Source organism: Aurantimonas sp. A2-1-M11 (genome assembly GCF_036549475.1).
GTDB lineage: Bacteria > Pseudomonadota > Alphaproteobacteria > Rhizobiales > Rhizobiaceae > Aurantimonas.
This window is the reverse complement of sequence record NZ_JAZHLI010000002.1, coordinates 82,963-101,399: the sequence shown is the minus strand read 5'-3', so window position 1 is coordinate 101,399 and position 18,437 is coordinate 82,963. Positions and strand designations below refer to the sequence as shown.

21 protein-coding genes, 1 tRNA gene and 1 pseudogene are annotated in these 18,437 nt (G+C 59.7%); 8 read left to right on the top strand and 15 right to left on the bottom strand.

The features are described from left to right. Positions 1-87 precede the first annotated feature (87 nt). On the top strand, positions 88-321 hold the full coding sequence (locus VQ042_RS01445; RefSeq protein WP_331814664.1) for a hypothetical protein: 234 nt from the start codon (positions 88-90) through the stop codon (positions 319-321). 10 nt (positions 322-331) lie between these two features. On the opposite strand, the gene VQ042_RS01440 is transcribed toward VQ042_RS01445, so the two are convergent. Next, positions 332-625 carry a hypothetical protein gene (locus tag VQ042_RS01440; protein WP_442880000.1) on the bottom strand — a complete coding sequence of 98 codons (294 nt, stop codon included), beginning with the start codon at positions 623-625 and terminating at the stop codon, positions 332-334. 184 nt (positions 626-809) lie between these two features. On the opposite strand from VQ042_RS01440, the gene VQ042_RS01435 reads away from it, so the two are divergent. After that, positions 810-885 (top strand) — tRNA-Asn (locus VQ042_RS01435). A 307-nt stretch (positions 886-1,192) separates the two neighbouring features. Here the strand turns inward: VQ042_RS01435 and VQ042_RS01430 are convergent. Further along, on the bottom strand, positions 1,193-1,522 hold the full coding sequence (locus VQ042_RS01430; RefSeq protein WP_331814662.1) for a hypothetical protein: 330 nt from the start codon (positions 1,520-1,522) through the stop codon (positions 1,193-1,195). Between the two features lie 1,053 nt (positions 1,523-2,575). Here VQ042_RS01430 and VQ042_RS01425 point away from each other — a divergent pair. From VQ042_RS01425 to VQ042_RS01410, 4 genes are all read left to right on the top strand, one after another. After that, positions 2,576-2,866, top strand: coding sequence for a hypothetical protein (locus VQ042_RS01425; RefSeq protein WP_331814661.1), 291 nt, complete (start codon positions 2,576-2,578; stop codon positions 2,864-2,866). A 141-nt stretch (positions 2,867-3,007) separates the two neighbouring features. Beyond that, positions 3,008-4,429: a TIR domain-containing protein gene (locus VQ042_RS01420; RefSeq protein WP_331814660.1), complete on the top strand. Its 1,422-nt coding sequence runs from the start codon at positions 3,008-3,010 to the stop codon at positions 4,427-4,429. 98 nt (positions 4,430-4,527) lie between these two features. Further along, positions 4,528-4,716, top strand: a complete 189-nt coding sequence (locus VQ042_RS01415) for a hypothetical protein (protein ID WP_331814659.1) — start codon at positions 4,528-4,530, stop codon at positions 4,714-4,716. Between the two features lie 298 nt (positions 4,717-5,014). Continuing rightward, positions 5,015-5,458 (top strand): translation initiation factor 2, encoded by a 444-nt coding sequence (locus VQ042_RS01410; RefSeq protein WP_331814657.1) that lies wholly within the window; start codon positions 5,015-5,017, stop codon positions 5,456-5,458. Positions 5,459-6,219: 761 nt separating this feature from the next. Here VQ042_RS01410 and VQ042_RS01405 read toward each other — a convergent pair. Both VQ042_RS01405 and VQ042_RS01400 read right to left on the bottom strand, forming a co-directional pair. Continuing rightward, positions 6,220-6,630 (bottom strand): hypothetical protein, encoded by a 411-nt coding sequence (locus VQ042_RS01405; protein WP_331814655.1) that lies wholly within the window; start codon positions 6,628-6,630, stop codon positions 6,220-6,222. Further along, complete coding sequence (locus VQ042_RS01400) at positions 6,611-7,177, bottom strand: Panacea domain-containing protein (RefSeq protein WP_331814654.1); 567 nt, start codon at positions 7,175-7,177, stop codon at positions 6,611-6,613. The genes VQ042_RS01405 and VQ042_RS01400 overlap by 20 nt, the downstream gene beginning before the upstream one ends. A gap of 314 nt (positions 7,178-7,491) precedes the next feature. On the opposite strand from VQ042_RS01400, the gene VQ042_RS01395 reads away from it, so the two are divergent. Beyond that, entirely contained in the window at positions 7,492-7,764 is a 273-nt protein-coding gene (locus tag VQ042_RS01395; protein WP_331814652.1) for a hypothetical protein, read from the top strand. 210 nt (positions 7,765-7,974) lie between these two features. After that, the gene (locus tag VQ042_RS01390; RefSeq protein WP_331814651.1) at positions 7,975-8,700 is read left to right on the top strand and encodes a hypothetical protein; all 726 of its coding nucleotides are present in this window, start codon (positions 7,975-7,977) and stop codon (positions 8,698-8,700) included. Positions 8,701-8,730: 30 nt separating this feature from the next. Here the strand turns inward: VQ042_RS01390 and VQ042_RS01385 are convergent. The 11 genes and pseudogenes from VQ042_RS01385 to VQ042_RS01335 all read right to left on the bottom strand — a co-directional run. Then, positions 8,731-9,096: pseudogene (locus VQ042_RS01385) on the bottom strand (SOS response-associated peptidase family protein); the annotation flags it as partial. A gap of 173 nt (positions 9,097-9,269) precedes the next feature. Continuing rightward, positions 9,270-9,653: a hypothetical protein gene (locus tag VQ042_RS01380; RefSeq protein ID WP_331814847.1), complete on the bottom strand. Its 384-nt coding sequence runs from the start codon at positions 9,651-9,653 to the stop codon at positions 9,270-9,272. A 151-nt stretch (positions 9,654-9,804) separates the two neighbouring features. After that, positions 9,805-10,176 carry a hypothetical protein gene (locus VQ042_RS01375; protein WP_331814649.1) on the bottom strand — a complete coding sequence of 124 codons (372 nt, stop codon included), beginning with the start codon at positions 10,174-10,176 and terminating at the stop codon, positions 9,805-9,807. Between the two features lie 263 nt (positions 10,177-10,439). Continuing rightward, the gene (locus tag VQ042_RS01370; RefSeq protein WP_331814648.1) at positions 10,440-10,688 is read right to left on the bottom strand and encodes a hypothetical protein; all 249 of its coding nucleotides are present in this window, start codon (positions 10,686-10,688) and stop codon (positions 10,440-10,442) included. After that, entirely contained in the window at positions 10,685-10,849 is a 165-nt protein-coding gene (locus VQ042_RS01365; protein WP_331814647.1) for a hypothetical protein, read from the bottom strand. Before VQ042_RS01365 ends, VQ042_RS01370 begins: the two co-directional genes overlap by 4 nt. A 2-nt stretch (positions 10,850-10,851) precedes the next feature. Then, a complete protein-coding gene (locus VQ042_RS01360; RefSeq protein ID WP_331814646.1) occupies positions 10,852-11,775 on the bottom strand; it encodes a glycoside hydrolase family protein in 924 nt (307 codons plus the stop codon). A 1,496-nt stretch (positions 11,776-13,271) separates the two neighbouring features. Continuing rightward, positions 13,272-15,128 (bottom strand): hypothetical protein, encoded by a 1,857-nt coding sequence (locus tag VQ042_RS01355; RefSeq protein WP_331814645.1) that lies wholly within the window; start codon positions 15,126-15,128, stop codon positions 13,272-13,274. Positions 15,129-15,202: 74 nt separating this feature from the next. After that, the gene (locus tag VQ042_RS01350; RefSeq protein ID WP_331814644.1) at positions 15,203-15,601 is read right to left on the bottom strand and encodes a hypothetical protein; all 399 of its coding nucleotides are present in this window, start codon (positions 15,599-15,601) and stop codon (positions 15,203-15,205) included. 10 nt (positions 15,602-15,611) lie between these two features. After that, positions 15,612-17,468: a hypothetical protein gene (locus tag VQ042_RS01345; protein WP_331814642.1), complete on the bottom strand. Its 1,857-nt coding sequence runs from the start codon at positions 17,466-17,468 to the stop codon at positions 15,612-15,614. Then, the gene (locus VQ042_RS01340; RefSeq protein ID WP_331814641.1) at positions 17,469-17,861 is read right to left on the bottom strand and encodes a DUF6950 family protein; all 393 of its coding nucleotides are present in this window, start codon (positions 17,859-17,861) and stop codon (positions 17,469-17,471) included. Further along, on the bottom strand, positions 17,862-18,428 hold the full coding sequence (locus tag VQ042_RS01335; RefSeq protein WP_331814640.1) for a hypothetical protein: 567 nt from the start codon (positions 18,426-18,428) through the stop codon (positions 17,862-17,864). Positions 18,429-18,437 lie beyond the last annotated feature (9 nt).

The following is an 18,437-nucleotide window of genomic DNA, read 5'->3' as shown; positions in this document are numbered from 1 at the left end:
ATCGTTCCAGAATAGGCCTTGTGCATCGCACCACTGCAGGGCTCGCCGACCGCCAGCGCGGCCCAGCCCCAGCCAAGGACCGCAACCATGAAGACGCTTCCGCTCATCGCCGCCAGCTTCGCCGCCGCTCTCGCCTTCGCCGCTCCCGCGTCGGCACAGCTCGCCTCCACCGGCGACGGCGGCTACGGCGGCTACGGCCATTTCTACGGCCAGTTCCAGTCGGGCAAGCGCGTCGATGCCAGCCGCACCGACACGGCGCAGGAACTGGATCGCGACCGCCGGCCGAGCATCGTCGTGTGGCGTCCGACACGACTGCGCTGACGTCCCCGGCTCAGCCGCGGCGGGAGTTCCGCCACCGGCCCCAGCGCACCGCCGTGCGGCGGCGCCAGCGCCGGACCGGACCGAGATCGACCGACAGCACAAGCAATCCGAGAGGGATCATCCAGAATCCGACGATCGGCAGAAACCCGACCGTTCCGCCGATGAGGAGCGCCACGCCGGAGGCGATGCGCATGCCGCGCGAAGCCGGCAGCGGCATGTCGCGGCCCATCACGGACACGCGCGGCGACTTGCGGACCGGTGGCTCGATGCCATTCGCGCCTGGCGCGTCACGCTCCTTGTCCATGACCTGCGGCATTCCTCACTGGCACGATCGTTCGTTGGCGGCGAGATGGCGTCGGCGGTCTGCCCGTACAAGCCTTTGCCGCCCTGTCGCTTTTCCGCCGGGGCTCGCGGCGTTTTTTTGTCCGGACGGGTTGGCAAGGGCGCAATCGCTTTGCTATACGCACGCCACGCGCTGGACGCGTCATTCCCCGATAGCTCAGTTGGTAGAGCGTTCGACTGTTAATCGAATTGTCGCAGGTTCGAGCCCTGCTCGGGGAGCCAAATTATGGGCCAGAGCGTTGATTTGATTGATCAAATCCGCTCTGGCCTTTTCTCGTTCCCACTCCCACTCCCAACCATCACGCGGTTAGATCCGAGCGGATTTACGAGGGGTATCTGACCGAGTCGTCGGCCGGGCCTTCGCCGGACGGGCGAATCAGTCGGTGCATTTTTCCGTCGTCCAATGCATGAGCGCCCCGTCACCTTTCGATGACGAGGCACTACAGGGCAGCGACCACGGGGCGCTACCCTGGCGCTCGGCCAATGTGGTGCTCGGCGGCGCTTCAGCGCTGGTTAGACGCCGATGGGATTATGCAGCAAAGGGACTTCTCATTTCCGTCGTCGCGGCTTGTAGAAACTCTTCTGCGGTTTCGTAGTGCGAATTAAACCCAACGTCCTCCAGCACTCGCTGGTATGCCTGCGTCTCTGACGCCGCACCGTCGATTTCTCCCAAAGCCTCAGTGAACTCGCGTAGGACATCCTGGTCGGCGTCGGCGTTGCGGAAGAGCACTTCCAGCTGCTCCACCTCCTCAATGGCAGCCTCGTTTCGCTCCGCGTATTCGGGGAACTCACGGGCTTGTTCATAAAGGTGGCCAGCCTGAAACGATAAATGTTCGGCAACAATCAGGTTCATGCTCATCTTCTCTCTCCTCATTCGCGGCCTCGTAGGCGCGCGTCATCGTTGTTCCGCGACCCTTCATTGAGCCTCGGCTAGATTGCCCTTCACGGGCCTTCGCAGGGGGTCTCGCATAATGGGTTGCGGCGAGACGTTGGCCCGACATCGCCGGGCGTGTGCCTGAACGGTGCGGCCATTCCGCTGGTCGATCAATCGGGGGCCGCAGATAGCGAATAGTATGCACAAAATTCGCCAAATCCGTTCGCGATCTGTCCAGAACGGCCGCTATGACAGGGCGATCAAGCCCTCGCCCCGCAACGAACGGTCTCGTCCTTCCTGGTCGCGCAGGACGTACAGCCGAACGCCGTTCGCGCTCCTAACGCGCTGCGCGACAGTCCCGCGAGTGTGCCCGCAGGTCGTCTGGACGGCTTCGCCTACTTCGAACGTGAAGGGAATGGCGACGGTATGGGGATGAATGGTCATGTTGGTTCTCTGTGCAACTGGACCGGCTTGCTACGGCCGGGGAGCCGAGCCTTGCTACGGGCGTCTGCTCCTATGCCAGCGGTCGGCACTGGCACCGGGAGGGTAGCAACATGTCACAGAGAACATGCCCAGCCGCCTTCCCCCGAAAGGGTCTTGTATAGCGGTCGGACTCCCGGCATAGTGATGCCGTTCGCACCGGCTTGGCAGCTGGCACGTTCTTTACGCAGGCAGATCTTTGGCGAGATCGGTTCTGCGCTCTGTGATCGAGAGGCCAGACCTTGGCGGGTCCCCTCTCAGGAGTTGCTACGCTCCACGGACACGGTTCCACGAATTAACCAGACAAGCAAGCCGTCCCCTCGGGGGCCGGACGCTTTGTCACGCTTGGGGTAAGGCTTCCGAGCCAGACAGGTTGCCCCTACGCAGCGTTGGCCGACGCCCTCCCCCGTGAAGTCCTGCTTGCGCCAGCGAACGTCCCTTGTGCCGCCTCGCACGCCATGCAAACCTTCCGCATGGGGATGCGGGGATCTGATGAAACGTATGATAGCTGTGGCGGCCTTGGCTGTGGTTTCCGGCTGCGCCGGGCTAAGTCGGTCGATGGAATACGCCGACGTGACGGCCGCCTATCAGGCGATGCCCGACGACACCTACAAGATCTTCGACAAGCCAAGCGAGGGGCGAATGCTCATCAGCACCAGCCTGGGAAAGGCGATGGCAACTGGAGCCGTACAAGGGGCGACGTTGGGAGTTGTGAAGGTTCCGTCCGACCTTCCTGGTATGGAGGCAGCGGCGCAGGCCTTCTTCGCAAGAACGGGCCGCACCTGCACCATCACGTCGAGAGACGAGGTGATCCAGCCGAATTGGGAACTGCGATATACCTGCGGGTAGCAGTTCGGGCCGCCGCTAAGACCTAACCCGCAGCGACCCAGCGGGAGAGACTCTCTGCCCCAGAAGGCTTGCGATTGCCTGCAGCGTTCTACACGCTAGAAGGGAACATTGGTTGATGGCATTGCGAATTGACAGGTGCGTATGACCCCTAAGCTCTTCATCTCATATAGCTGGACATCCCAGGACTACGCGAACCGAGTACTGCAACTCGCGACAGACCTTCGATCAGAAGGCGTCGACGTCATAATCGACAAATGGGATTTGAAAGAAGGCGACGACGCTCATTCCTTTATGGAGCAAATGGTTACTGCTGAAGATATCGGAAAAGTCGCCATACTCTGCGATCCAACATATTCGCAGAAAGCGGACGGCCGGATAGGCGGTGTTGGTACAGAGACGCAGATCGTTTCCTCTAAAATCTACAATCAGACCAACCAGGGCAAATTCGTCGCAGTGGTAATGGAAAGGGACCTCGAAGGGAATCCCGTTCTACCGGCCTACTACGCCGCCCGAATCTATATCGACCTTAGCGATCCTGACAGATTCGCCGATCAGTATGAGCAACTTCTAAGATGGATCTACGATAAGCCGCTTCACGTAAAGCCGGGCCTAGGGACCAAGCCGGCGTTTCTTGCCCAGGACGATCATGCCCTCAACCTTGGAACATCCGGCCGCGCAAAGCGGGCGCTCGAGGCTGTCCGGTCGGGGAGAGGAAATTCAGCTCCATTCATCTCGGAATATCTCGATGTGTTCGTGGGGAATCTGGAGCGGATGCGCCTCGACCCCAAACAGAAGAGTGATGCGCAAGCGGTTCGCGATAGCGCGCGGGCCTTTCTCCCATACAGGGACGAGTTCCTGCGCCTCGTCAACGCGGTAGCTCTATATGAATCCAACGAAGAAGTCTGGCGCGCATTTCATCGAGGTTTCGAAAAGATGCTTCCGTACCTTGATCGACCGGAAAGTGTGAATCATTGGAGCGAAACCGACTTCGATAATTATCGCCTTATAATACACGAGCTTTATGTATCTACTCTAGCCGTACTCTTGAGGCACGATCAATTTGAATCTTCGACCATTATGTTGAGCCCATTCTATAACTATTCAAAATCGCTAAACGGCTTCGACCCCATGTCCACATACAATATATTCATGAGAGAGACGAAAAGCCTGGACGTTGAAAACCGAGAGAAGAACCCCCGTCGGACGTCTCCTCAAGCAGATTTCCTGAAAGAGAGAGCGTCCGACGATATTTGTAACTTTGACTATATCATGCAGGCTGATTTCGTTATCTGGCTGCATTCGAAGAGGAAGAACGACTTCTGGTATCCTTATACATGCCTTTTTTCATCGAACCGCTACAGCCCGTTCGAGCTATTCGCTCGGGCACGATCCCGGCGTTTCTTCGATCGCGCCAAGGTGGTACTGGGCGTCGAAAGCAGGAGTGAGTTTATCGCCTTGGTTGATGCCCTATACAACGACGAGAGCTCCATCCCCAGGTGGCAGTTTCATACACTGGAAGTGAAGGCGCTCGCTGATTATGAAAAGATCGCTACCATAAACTGAACCATCCAACGCTGGGCACCGCAGCACCGGATGCGGTTGCCCCGCTCCGGGGCAACTTCTATGCATGCTATGCCCCTTGAGATACTGCGGTTGCCGGAATGTCCGAAAAATCAAAACGCTACATCACACTGAAGAACGCCCACGGTGCTGCCGTGGTCATCGTCCCCATGATGGTGACTCACGTCGGGAGCCGTGGCGCCACAGAGGCCGAGGTGTTCTTCGTTGGCGGCGCATCGATTGCCTTGAAGGGCAGCGCTGACGAAGTCGCTATGGCGATCTTCGGCTAGACCAGCCCCGCGCAACCACCTACGCCTATCCTTCACGCCCCGAGAAGGGGCGCAGAGGGATCCACCCTCTCGCAACCGGTAATACCACCAGGAGCGAGCACCATGGCGACCACGATCTCGATGACTCTGCCTGCCATTGTGTTCGCGTGCGGTCTCGTCGCCTTCTACATCGTCGAGAATTACTGAGGCGGTCTGCCGCCCTTCGGCTAACCCCGCCCCCGCAACCTGTCACACAAATGCCGTATTGACTCAACCCCCGATCGCGGGCTCTCTGAGCCTCACACTTGGGGGAATCGTTATGCTGAAAGTCGCAGCGGCCATTTGCATGGTCGGTATCTTGTCGGGCTGCGGCTCAATCATTCGCGGGACATCGGAGGAAGTCGCGATCAATGCAACGCCGGCACGAACGGAAATTCAGACTTCGAACGGCTTTCGCTGCGACACGTCCTGCGTGATCAAGGTTCCTCGCCGGGACACCTTTCAGGTGGTCGCGAGCAAGGACGGGTACCAGACCGAAACCGTGTTCGTTGACACGGAGATCAGCGGGGGTGGCGTCGCTGGTGTAGCCGGAAACGTCCTGCTGGGTGGCGTAATCGGCATCGGCGTCGACACGTACAATGGCGCCGGCCTCGATCACACGCCGAACCCGGTAAACATCCAACTCGAGCCGAATGGTGTTCCTCAGGTGCCTGTTATCACGAAGCAGCCGAAGCCGGCCAAAAACGGGGTGCCGGTTTCGTAGCAAGGTACTTCGCATTCAGGGCAGCTTGAACTCATTTCCCTCGGCTTTTCTTATCTGATCAGCGATCGGGATACAGCGCCTCGAGCAACGTGGGTGAGGCTCGTCGCGTCCGCGCTCGGCAGCCTTCACCAACACACCGTCGACGTGCTAATCACGCGCCAGATTGTTGCGGATCATCGATCCGCCAGCGATCAGGCCCGGCAGTGGGTGCGTTTCCCGACGCCTTCTGCCGGGCCATTTCCCCCAACTTTCATTTGCACAAGATGCCTCTTGCCGACGCCGGTCACCGGATTATTTCTGACCTTGTCGTGGAAGGCCGGCACTCCCTGACCACGACAAGGTCCGACAGCGAACCTCCGGCACGTGCTGCGCTGTCGGGCCACCCTCGTCCTTGAATGGTCGACGTGCTACTCTCCCGAAGTCGCGGCGGGCGACCACCTCGCCAGCGGCAGGCCCGGCAACGTCCCAACCCGATCTTGGGTGCTGCCGGGCCGCCCCTACTCCACTTCATCCGTCTCCTGCTTTCCGCCCTCCCGGTTGATAGCCGGCGGCTGCCAGATAGAATGAACGGCTGGTCGTGTGCGCAACGGAAGAGGGTTCGGGACCGGCTCGGAGTAGCCCTGGGGAATGTGAAGGAACAGGTAGTGCAGCCAGAAGGCGAAGCGATTTCCGGTAGAGCGTTGCCGTGGGCATGGCAGGATCGCAGGATCGCAGGATCGCAGAGGGTTTTCTACTCCACCTTGCCGCTCTGGTGCAGAAAATTAGTCCTCGACTGAGTCGGATATCACTTTTTTTACCCGTTCTTGTTTTTTGAAATTGACGTAAAATCCAATCGCAAAACAAATCACAGCCATAATAGCAGAGCCAATATTCACGTAGGGTATTACGGCTTCCGCAACCTTTGGCATATCAGCCGTAATGGCTTGGTCTTTAGCCAGATCAATAGACAGCCCGAGGAAAAGACCGGAGCAGCTGAAAAAGAAAGTCGATAGCTTATTAAAATCGGTGACTTGGTCTAGCTCATCCTCGGTGACAGGATAATATTTAGGTCGACGATGAAGATATCTAGGCCTCAGCTCGCTTCCGCGCGACTTTCCTTCAACTTGGTCTACGCCAGCAGCGAGAGAATCTGAATTTACATTCGCAACATCATCAATCGATGGACTGTTCAATGCCTTTGGCGGCGTCGATGTAGAGGGAGATTCTTTCCCGGTAATGTGAGGCGATGTCTTCGTCATCGATGGTGCTGCCGTATCCAGCGCCATCTCTGAACGCCTTATCCCAGGGCGAACCCCTTTGGTGTGTTTTACTACGCAAGGCTGCTGCTGAGAAGCGCTTGTACGATTCCCACACCCGATCAAGCACAACATGGGTATGCACGTCGCTTGATGGAACTTCGGGCTCTAGTTCCGTGAATGTGTCTAAATCGAAATCAATCGATTTCACGGTGATAGGCTCGCGACCAAAATTACGGAATTCCTCACGGATGCCGGTCACCACTGGACCGTGCTCCCAAGCTTCAATCCGATCGTCAAAAAGACGGGCTTTCATAAGGGCAATGTACCAGCCGTATGCGATATAGACGAGCTTATGAAGCTTCATCTGAGTGATGGGGCGCCCCTCACTTTCCGCCTTATCAAGAAAATAATTCGCGATATGCCTGGCGGAATATGGCGCCGAATCCACCCTATCGGGTGCTCTTCTCAGAACATTGCTCATAGCTTCCTGTGCCGCTCGTTCTCCTCCCACCGCATAGCGATTCCTGTGGAAAACGAACTCCTCCCTCGCCCAAGATGGGGAAAAGTCTTGCCACATTCCACTTAATTTTTTCGTAAGCCTCTTGACATAAGGGGTTCTCCACAGAATCGCGGCGGACGACCAATCGTCTCTCATCTGTCAATCCCCTTTCATCTAACCCCTTTCTGTCGCCTCGCACGGATTGGTGCCTTTGCTACATAAGGGCGAGAAAGTGCCATGGCCGCTGCGCAGGAAGCTTGGGATCGTTGGTGCGCAGCGCTCGGCCTGATCCCGGCATGACATCCCCTTCCCCAAATCCCGCCGCGATCGACACGCTCGGCAAGCTGGCCGACGCCGAAATGGGTCTCGTCTGGTATTGCGACGACTGCAATCGGAGGATGGAGCTGACGCTGGTACGCGCGATCGAGATATGGGGCCGGGATCAGGTGTTCATCCGGTGGCGTCCGCCGATCAAATGTGGAGGCTGTGGCAGTCGGAGCGTCAACTGCCGGGTACAGGCGAACACGGCGATCGGACAGCCCACCGGCAAACCGTTCTCCCGGCCATGATCCGCCGGCTTCTCTCCCGCCTATTCCGATTCCAAAGCCCCGTAGGGCGGAAAGCGACCAGTTCTCCCCTACGCGCTACAGAAGCGTTCCTCGGAAACTCTAGACTGCGGCCGGAGTCCAAGGAAGAACGGGAGCCGAAACCGTCACCAGCTATCCGGCAGCCGGCGGCTATGATAATCTTGGATCATTATCTGCAATGGGAGGTATAAAATGCGACAACGCTCCGGACTACGCATTTTACTGCTTGTCATGTTTGCAAGCATGGCATCATCACCGTCGTCAGCGGACGTTTTCGATGAGATTTCGGAAGCAATGTATAATTCGATCTTAAGGAAAAATTGCGGTCGCGTCGCGACGCTAGCCCGGTCGCCGTACTTTGATCCTTTCAATGATTACAACGGGAATGACCTTCTAGAACTTGCTGTATCCAAGAACGTGTTGTGCGCCGTTCGGTTGTTCGTAGACGGCGGACGCGACAAGGACGCGGCATTTAAGGAACTTAAACGTGTCAAATTATGCCAGGAATTGGACGGTGAAAGACGCGAAATGTTTGAGTATTTGTACAATGACCTTGGCGCAAAGGCACGAATGGATAGCAGAAATGTCGGCCTTAATGCCTACATCGCAGATGCAAGAAACCTAAAAAACTACAAGGTATGCGAAAAATATATTAGAGCATTCTATAATTCTGGTAACGATGTTAATGAAATAATTCCTGGTAAATGCGGCAGAAAAGCAATCGATCTCTTGATGTCTGCAAGGGCAAATTACTGGGATAGAGGAACAATCGTAATATTTAAAATTCCTAAAGCTTTGGAATGGTCTCGCGAGCCGAGAAATGCCTTGGCAGGCCTGCTAAGAAGTATGGGGTCTGTGGAAAGCCGGTTTGAACTGGACAAGTCGTATCGGTACAGATGCCCCGGTGGTAAACCGTAGACAACTCCGGACGAGACGACGATAGGACTTCTACAGGTTTCGTCCGGTTTTCCCATCCTTCCGCTCGCCTCGCGCAACGATCCGAAGCGAATCGTCCGGCAGCGGCCGTTGCAGCGCCGACGCCTCCGCCCACTCCGCGCGCATCCAGACGTCCATCTCCTCGACCTCGGTGAGGATGACCGGCACCGCCTTCGGATGAAACGGCGCGACCACTGCGTTGGGATCGGTGGTTAGGAAGCCGTAGAGGTCGGCATTGACCTCACCTTCTCTCGTTTTCCGAACGCTGGTCCAGTTCGTCCAGATCCTGGCGAACGCCGTCAGGGGCCGGCTCTCGTCCTGTGCGAACCAAACAGGCACCTTCTTGCCTTCGTCGGTTGTCTCGTATTCCGAGAAGCTAGCCCGGATCATGCATCAGGGCGCGCCTGACATTCCCGTTGGACATTGGCGGCACTGTCGGGTTGGTGTCGCCCATGCTTTTCGGGCGCGCTCGCCGTGGCGGCGCGGTTAGGGATGTTCGAGTTTTGAGGTTGCGGTTTCGGGGCGAGCGGGGGCGACGGCCGGGGCAGTCGTCAGACTGGCGCCATGCGCGGCAGTCGCTCGAGAAGCAGGCGCATCAGGGGCGCGTCGGGACAGGCGCTCGGCAGGTGCAGCGTGATGCGGGTCTTCATGTCGTCGACGCGTGCGGCGATCTTCACGTTGCGGACATTGGTGACGCCGCCGTCGACCTTGCGGCCCTTCATGACGAACTGCGGAGACGGCATGCCCCACCGCATCATTGTCAGCTCGCGCTCACCGTCTTCGGCGTTGCGCACTACTGGCGCCGAATAGTCAGGGAAGACGCCGGGCAGCGATGGCATATTGCCGGTGCGATCCCGCATGGCGCGGGTGAACCCAAGGATCGCCGTCTGGCCCTTGGTAATGGAATAGAGGTTGCACATGCCGCAGGAGAGCACGGGGGATTGATCGCGTCGAGATGGCGCCGCACGCGAACTTCTCGGAGCCCAAAAACGAAAAAAGCCCGCGCCGACCAATCAAGGTCAGCACGGGCTGAGATGCAGCCGGAACACCCGCTGCACATGGAGGCGACCCTTGTGGCCGGCCACCCTACTGCTGGCCGCCCCTGCCGGCTCTGTCGCCTGGTCGCGCCTCAATCATGCGGTCAATGCGGCTGCCCAAGGAATCGAGCGAGCCGCGCACGCCGGCAATGGCCTCCATGATGTGCTCTGTCGCCTCGCGCAGGCCGGACTTCGTGACGTAGTGCTCGGCGACATGCAGCCGGTGTTCGGCAAGCTGGGACTGTGCATAGGATGCCAAGGCGGTTGCGGCTTCGGCCTGTTTCCCGGCGTCCTTCGCCCGCTGGATTGCCTCGCACTTTGCCTTATCGATACGGCTTTCCACGTACCGCCATCCCGCCCAAATGACGCCGAACACGGTCAGCCCAAAGACGACAACGGCCATCAATTCCGGGCCGGTCAATTTGCCGGCCTATCTGTGTGATCCATGATATCTTAACCACCGGGCTTGATGCTGAACGCAGCCGGCGCCCTCTTGCCGGGGTGTCGGTTTAGAGACGCCGGGCGGTTGCCCCCACTCGGCGTCTCGCCTAGTCGGCGTGCCGTCAGGGATTGACGCCACACAGCCGCGCAACGGTCTCGTTATTGGCGAGGATCTGCCGCTTGGTTTCCAGCGTCATGCTGTCCGTAACGGATGGCCGGATAACCCGCGCCGCATCACAGTAGCTACCGCCCGGAGCCGTCACGCATCCACTGAGCGAGGCGAGTATCAACGCCATCAGCATCCATATTGCCGACTTCATCATCCACCTCTTTCGCGGCTTCCATCGTGGCAATGCGCTCGTCGGCGCGGTCGGACTCTACTGCAGCGCCCTTGTCAGAGCGCCCCTTGAAATAGATGGCGGCCAGCGCGGCGAGTGCCGCACCAGCCATGGCGAGATATCCGCCGAAGTTTGCGATGAGCCAGGCGATCATTCGGCACCCGTCACGTAGTCAGCAAGCTCCGTCAGCGAACCGACATCGGCAACCGTCAAGCCGCCGACCGCCATTCCGCCAATGAGCACCGCCGCCACAAGGGCAGCCCACACGCGTTTCAGTTTGTACCAGGGCGTTTCATTGCCGGTCGAAGTCACCACGATCACACCTCCACCGTCTTGCCGCGCATGGTGTTCCACCGGCGCGCAATGACATCGCGATAGCGCCACGCGACATAGGCGAGCACAGCGGCGGTCACGACGCCCGTACCAATGGCCACCCACTGCCAGGACAAGCCCGACAGCACGGTTAGAGCACCGGACCCGGCGAGTGCCCCGCCGCCCTTCTTGATCGCCTCCTTGGCCACCTGTGCGTCACGGCGAAGCTGCGCCAGCGTGGCAGGCCCAAGAATGCCGTCATTGACGAGATGCGGGTGCGCCTTCTGATAGGCGAGCACCGCAGCCTTTGTCTTCTTGCCAAACCATCCGTCGATCGCGCCGGGATTGAACCCGCGCTCGGTCAGCATCTCCTGCGCTTCCTTGACAACCGGATCCGGCTGCTTCGGCGGCTCGTCGGTGGTGGTCCGAGGCTTGCCTTCCGGCGCCACCCACCCGACACCCGTGTAGATGCCATCACGCAAAAGAATGGCCTCCTCCTTGCGGCGACGCACGAGACCCGGCAGCTTGCGCCCCTTGGCCGTGTTGTAGTTGTTGGAAAGGTGGGTGGCCGCCGACTTCTTCAGCCCGCCGCGCCAGAGGTCCGCCCATCGCCAGCCCATCGCACGCGGGCCAAGGTTGAACACCACCGACACGCCCGCATCGAACTCGTGCTGCTTGGCGCCCGGCATTCCCTTTTCAACGGGCGGCTCGTATTCATCCTGCAGCATTGCCGCAAAGATGATGTCCGACTGCCGCGCCGTGATTTTCGTTTTGCCGGGCACGATCTTGCCGAGCATTTCCGTGACAACCCGGCTGCCGTTCGTGAATCCCGTACCGATCGTTGGAATACCAACAGGATCACGATAGGCGGTGAGCGGATTGCCCTCGTGGGCGCGAATGAAAGCGCGCCCCTGTACGGACGTGTCCATGGTGGATTCCTTTTTTGGATACTTGAAAAAGCCTCGCCGGCATGACCGACTGCGAGGCTTGGGCGCCGCGCAATTGGCTTGGGACCGCTGGTGTCACGGTTTGAAGCTGATCGCAGCGTAGTTAGACCGGGACGGCAGGGAATCGCGTATGACGTCGGATGTTGATAGGAACGCCCCGTCGCGGTCGCTGTCCCTCCAGGGCGAGCCTCCAACCGTAACAGGCCCGGCAGTCATCTTTGGCAATGTGACGGCTGCCGGGCTGCCTACCCAACGTCACCAATTCCCCGCGATCGGCTGCGCCAATTGATGCTGACGGCTATCTGATAGTGTGGATGGGAGGTTGCGGGCGCTACGGGCGACGCCAGCCAAGCCGGTGCGCCCAGGTCATCGACGAGTTGCCACATCCCACCGGCGGACGGGCCGCCGACGCATCAAATGCCGTGAACAGGGGTGGGATAGAACCATCCCCCAGACCGCATACAATCGACACGCTCGGCAAGCTGGCCGACGCCGAAATGGGTCTGGTGCGGGCCTGCAATGGTTGCCAGCGAAAGCTGGTATTACTTGTTATCGATACCTCTCTTGCGGTCCACGGCTCCATCCACAGTTCGGATCTGGGAACAAGTTTCGACCGACATTTTCTCCGCCCAACTCGCGAGGTCTTCCCCACGCAAAAGGAACTCTGCTGGAGTTAAATGCGCACCCAATCTGGAATTCTGCTGCCTTCATAGTTCTCGCGAACTCACTGCAGTCGCGGGGCCGCCAAGCGAAGGGTGCTTGGATCGTATCGCGCCACTGGTTACCGACAGCTGAGCATAACTTTGCACTTCCCTCTCGCTGAGCATCCCGGACTACGTCTGGTGGGCCCGATGATCGACCTCGGCGGTCAAAGTCTTGTGCCACGGTCGGCCCGAGGCCGAAAATAATCAGCGCCAACGCGAGTGCGGCGGTTCGCTTGTCCATGGGAGTCCTCCTGATGATCATCCGCCCAAAACAATGCTCCAACAAGAACCAAGCCAGTGACGTTCCCTCGCCAGAGCGTTTCCCGGCTGAGTAGAATCTAGATGTCTTGCACTCGTCCCCGCATCCATCTGGTGATCCGCGCCTCCCTCTGATCCCTCTCTTTCCTTTCCCGCACGGCAGCCACCGTTAAGTTGCATCGGATGCCGTGGCCGGGCGGTGGACTCCAAGCGCAGGCTGTGGTGGACAAGACAAATCGGCCACGTCAGGATCGCCGCACATGCAAATCCGATAGGTGGACTATGAGATCGAGACCGAGATTCCTGGCTCTGAAGCTAAAGGCGGAGCACGCCCTACCGACCCCTGTATTCCAGTTCCTCCGCAAGGCTTGGCGGACGGTTCTTGGCAGGAATCGCTGAAGCACTGAAAGTGAGGCGACGTGCAGCAACATGTCCCCCCTGGAAAGCTGAGGATCCGCCTATCGATGTCGGGGCTGCCGTTTCGTGGCCGGACACCAAGGGTCTTCCGGAAGGCAACTAAGATCTCGGCTTCAGCACCGACATTTGGAAGCTGAAGTCGTCATCCACCTTGGTGGCGCCAGCCGCCAGCACTACGCTGAACGTGTTGGCGGCCTTCGCGACACGCACCACGCTTCGATCCGACGTGGCATTGCAGGTCGCGCTGACGGCGTAGTCGGAGTGTCCAAGGCTATGGGTGACAACGAAGATGCCCGTCCCGCTCTGCGCCACAGTCCACCCATTCGGAAGAATGCCGGTCACAGATGCGCCAAGGGTTCCTTGGACGAAGCCCGCATAGGGCATCGACTGTCCCGTCGTCGGGCCGCCTGTAGCGCCACCCCAGCGGCATCCACTGTCCCGAAGCCTTGTTCCAGCCGAAAGGGTCAGGAACGGTCTTGCAGCGTCCGCCGCGTACGTTCCGGCGTTGGTGAAGCCGACACCGTACAGATTGAGATCGATGTCTCCTCCTGTCTTGATGTTGGTGGTGACGTACCTGTCACTTCGGATCCTTCGGAAGTCGCCGCCGTAAACGTTGAGCACGGCACGAAGGCCTGCGCTCTCGGCAATCTGAATGTCGAATCCGCCGCCGTTTCCTTCGATGTAGCCACCGAAGATATTGGCCGCCACTTCGCCGGTCGCGCCGGTAGAGCGGAAGTTAAAGCCGCCTGTCGCAGCATTGCCGTGCGTGCCGCAGTTCTCAATCCTCGGCATGAGGAACGTAGTACCCGACATCGTCGTAAATGCATCGAAGGCGTAAGTGGTGCAGGCTCGCCACTGACAGCCGATCCAGATGTTCGCATTCGGGTCGACCGGGCCCTCGTCGCTGGAGACGCCCTTGGTGCTTTCGTTGAAAATCAGATTGTCGAACGTACTCGATAGCGCCCCGGTCAGAGTTAAGCCGACGAACAGGTTGTGGAAGCTCAGATTTCGATACCTGGCATACGCCATATCCTCGACGGCGAGACCAAAGCTCGTGCGCGAAGTTGGGGAGCCGCCGACGAAGGAAAAATCAGAAAACTCGCAGTAACCGTGGCCGCCAGAAGTGACGCTGTCGCCCAGCAAGCGTAGTGCATTCATGCCGTCCACAGTGGTGCGAAAGGCCGTATTCCCCTGACCTTGGCCTTTGATATTGAGCCGTTTTCGCGAAACGCTGGGTACGCCTGAATTCGCGGACACGTCGGCAATAACCTCCGTGCCGAGGTCGTACAGTCCAGCCGGTATGTTCAATTCACCGCCGGCGTCGATCGTCTCGTTGACCGCCGTCTGAAGCGTCTCGCTCCAATCGCTCGGCTCCGTGGACGACGGCGCAAAGTCCCGCAGGTATTTTGTCTGCCGCATCCAGTCGCCGACGTTGCGGACATAGAATGGCGCGGTAACGGGACGTGGAACGTATTCGGCCGTTTCAGTATCGAGTACCGCATCCTCCCCCTTGTCGCCTGCCGGCTGGAACGACAGCAGAACCATGTCGCCGTCCGCAAACGGGCTGGTGTCGCTGGCGGCGATGTTCTCGACCGTGATGTTACGATAGCCCGCTGGCGAAGCGAGCGCAGTCACATCAAAAACCAGCCATTTCGTCGGGTCGCTGACCTTGTAAATCCGCAGGACGCCCTTGGTCGCGCTCGTGCTGTCATCGAAGGCGTCAAGGATACCTGTCACGTCAGCGCCGTTCACATCCAGCGTATCAGCGCGGACCGTCAGCGCAGCGTCCTGCTGGGTAGCAGACAGCCGCAGCTTGCCGTTACCCGGATCGCTGTCTGTGATGGTGGTGGAGAACACGTAGCGGATTGCCAGTGCACCCAGGTCAACATCAAGATTGACGGTGCGAGACGCGAAGGAGGGAACCGTCAACGTGCTGGACGGGCGGATTTCTAACATGGGGTGCTCCGGGCTGCGGATATGAAAAAGCCCGCTCAAGGCGGGCCAGTCAGTCAGCGAATTGTCGGGATGCTTCAGGCGGCGGCGTCGTTCGCCGGGAACACGATGATCTTGCCGGTCCAGAGGATTTTGGAGACCTCGCCAAGCAGTTCATCAACCCACGTGATGCGGAAGAACTGCTCCCACGTACCGACTGGCAAGCTGGCCTCCACATCGGATTGGGGCAGATAGAAGTTGACCAGCCCGAGCGTCGGGTCTTCCTTGCGGATCGTGCCCTCTGTCGACGAAAGCAGCTTGAGCAAAACCGAATGATCGAGCGTCGGCCGCGCGAAAAGCTCCAGCGTGTAGCTGGTCACATCGAACGGCAGGCCGGCGTTGTCCACGAGCTGCGGCAGGGCGTCGTACCAGTCCTCGCCGTGCCAGACGCGGATAATCGCGGAGTGCGGGCGCTCCGTCACGATGGTGTCGGTCATTGCTGCCTCGCTAGGTGATGGTAATCGGATAATCGGCAGACCAGGGGCCAGTAGCGGCAACGCCGGCATTCATGCGAATTCGGACCTGATAGAGCCCTGTGGCAACCACGCCGCTCTCCGCGCTGTCGCGCGTTTCGGCAACCGTCATGGCGGTATAGGTAGCGCCGGCGTCCGCCCGGTACTGCACTTCGTAATTGCGGTTGAGCGCCTGGCTTGGCGTCCAGTCTGCCCGTATAGCCGGCCCCGCAATCTGCGAAAGCGTGATTGTTGGCGGATCCAAGCTGAAGTCGGGTGCCGTGTCGGGCGGGACCGATGTGGAGGTGCCCTCTTCCGCCGTTGTCCAGTCGTAGGACGCCGGATTGGCCGAACGCAGGGATAGCCGAACACCAGTCCAGTCCTGCGAAATCTCAGGTCCGCCCTCGACCCAATACGGGCCGTTGATGTTCAACTCCGGCCAGTTCAGCGTGATCACCCGCTCGCCTATGACATTGAGCCCGGCAAGGTTGGCAGCGATCTCGCCGACCCAATCGCTGTTCTCGCGGGCCATGCGGATCTTGGCGAGGCGCCGCGCCTGGCTGTGTGAAGGAACCTGCACCATGTCTGCTGGGACAGTGACAAGTTGTCCGGTAGCGGCGATGTCGTCGACATCCTGCCAGGGGGTGCCCTCGTTCTCGATATAGCCGAGCGCCGGATCGAGATACTGGATCGACAATTCATTGAACCGCGACATCGCATCCGGCGGAGCGAAGTTCGTCTCGATGATGTGGCCGGCGTCCGCGTCGATCGTGACAGTGGGCGCCTCCCATTTGCCGCCCCGGATCGAAACCTTGCCGTCCTGCGTCGGGAACAAACGACCGTCGCAGGCTTCCAGCAACCGGGCCAGAACGTCCTTACGTGCCTCCGTGAGCGTGACGGACGTTGCGACGCGGTAGCGCCGCTCTGTGCCACCGGCCGCCAGCGGGACCGCCTCGTCGCAAAGGTTCGCCATCGCGATGAAAGACGGCAGATCCATCTTCGCGATGGCTCGTGAATAGCCGTCCTCGTGCGTCAGGTAATCAAGGATGACTAGCGCGGCGTTGTCGCTCCACTCCCATGTCGCTTTATTGCTATGCCGGTGCGATCCGCTGCCGCCGGCAACCGTCGAGTCCTTGCGCGGGTCGTAGACCTTTGCGCCTCTGATGAGCGCCGAAACCTGATCCTCGCCGGAGGGGTAGACCTCCTGAAAATATTCCGACCCCGGCGCCTTCAGTTTGACGACAAGGTAGGCGGTCCCGCGCAGTCGATGCGCCGATGTCCACTCGGAGAACGCGCTGGTGAGGCGACTAGATGCGGCCTGCGAGTCTGTGCCGAGGAACATGTCGATCCACTTCAGATCGCCGCCGGCGCCAAACTCGCCAATTGAGCCGCCAGCGTCCGTGGTGACGGGCCGGTCGTTGAGGAATAGCTGCTCGTAGCCGTCGATCTCGCGAGACGAAATCAGCACCGCCTTATACAGGCTGCCGTCGCGGCTTTCGTAGAACGCCAGCGGCCCGGCCACCTTCATCCGCCCGTAATGCCAGACGCGAGCCGGGACAGCCTGCCGAGATTCCACCTGCCCGTCACTCGGCTTCGGCTGTTGCGGGCGGTTGAACAGCGACGCGACATAGGAAACGCCGAGGCCCAGCGCGATCGTACCGACCGTCGAGGCGATCGAGCCCAGCACGCCGACACCGATAATGGCATTGGCAACCGTGACACTCGCCCCGGCCTGAAACGCCGCCAGTGCGATCGGCATGAAGATCGGATCGGCATTCGCCGGGATAGTCACAAAGGTCAGCGACGCCAGAACGGTCGAAGAGACCAGCGCGGCGCGAGCAAGTCGCAGCATTCAAACTCTCCAAGCTGCGAGGATCGGCGCATCTGCACGGCGCCTAAAGCGAAGCCCGCGCTGCTCAAGGCAGGCGGTGAAGGTGCCCGTCACGATCGCGCCAAGCTCGCCTTCAGGGGCGTCAACGAGCGCGATGTCACCCCGCTGCGGTGTGTCGGTGCGCAGAAGCCCCAACGGCGCCACAGCGGCGTCTATGAGCCCTTGACGTGAACCGTGTTCGGCTATCAGGCGGTAAGCGCCTGTGCGGGTGGCGTAGCGGTCGCGGTATCGGGCGTGCGGGTTGATGCCGTGGCGAACCGCCACCCACTCGCCGAGCCACGACAGGCAGTCCGTCGACGCCCAATCGAAGGGCGTCTCTGCCGCCCGCCGCAGGAACTGCGTTAGATCGTCCATTCAAAAAGTGGGCCACGCCAGGCGCTTGTTTTTAAGCGTCGGAATGAACTGACAGCCCAGGTCGCCCGGAAAGCGTGCCTGCTGATCACGGTCGGACCAATAGGCGAACGCCGCGAGATTACGCGTTGTCCAAATGGACTCCGCGCTCAGGCTGATGGATCGCTCGGACGGGCCTTTGGCACCGTAACCGATCGTGTCCATGATAAGCTGCCGGACGACCCACTTTTCGCCGAGCGGCTGCATTGTTTCCTTATCCAGAAACAGCGCATAGATCGTCACGTCCCGTCCGCGCACGCTGTCACCGGCACGTGCCAGCGTCACGAATTCAGGATCAACGCCGGATAGCGAAAACGTAACCTGTTCGGCGTCGTCGTTCTCGCCAAAGCGGATGGACGAAATCGAGCCAAGCTCGCCAGTTCCGAGCCATTCATGGCCGTCCAGATCCAGCACCCCGATACCATTCCAAACGCGCCGCGTGCTCTCGACAAAGGAGAATTCCACCAGATTGACGAGGTGGACGACCTTGCCGGCAATCGCGGCTTCCTGCAGTGCGGAGAAGTCAGCCATAGTCAGTAC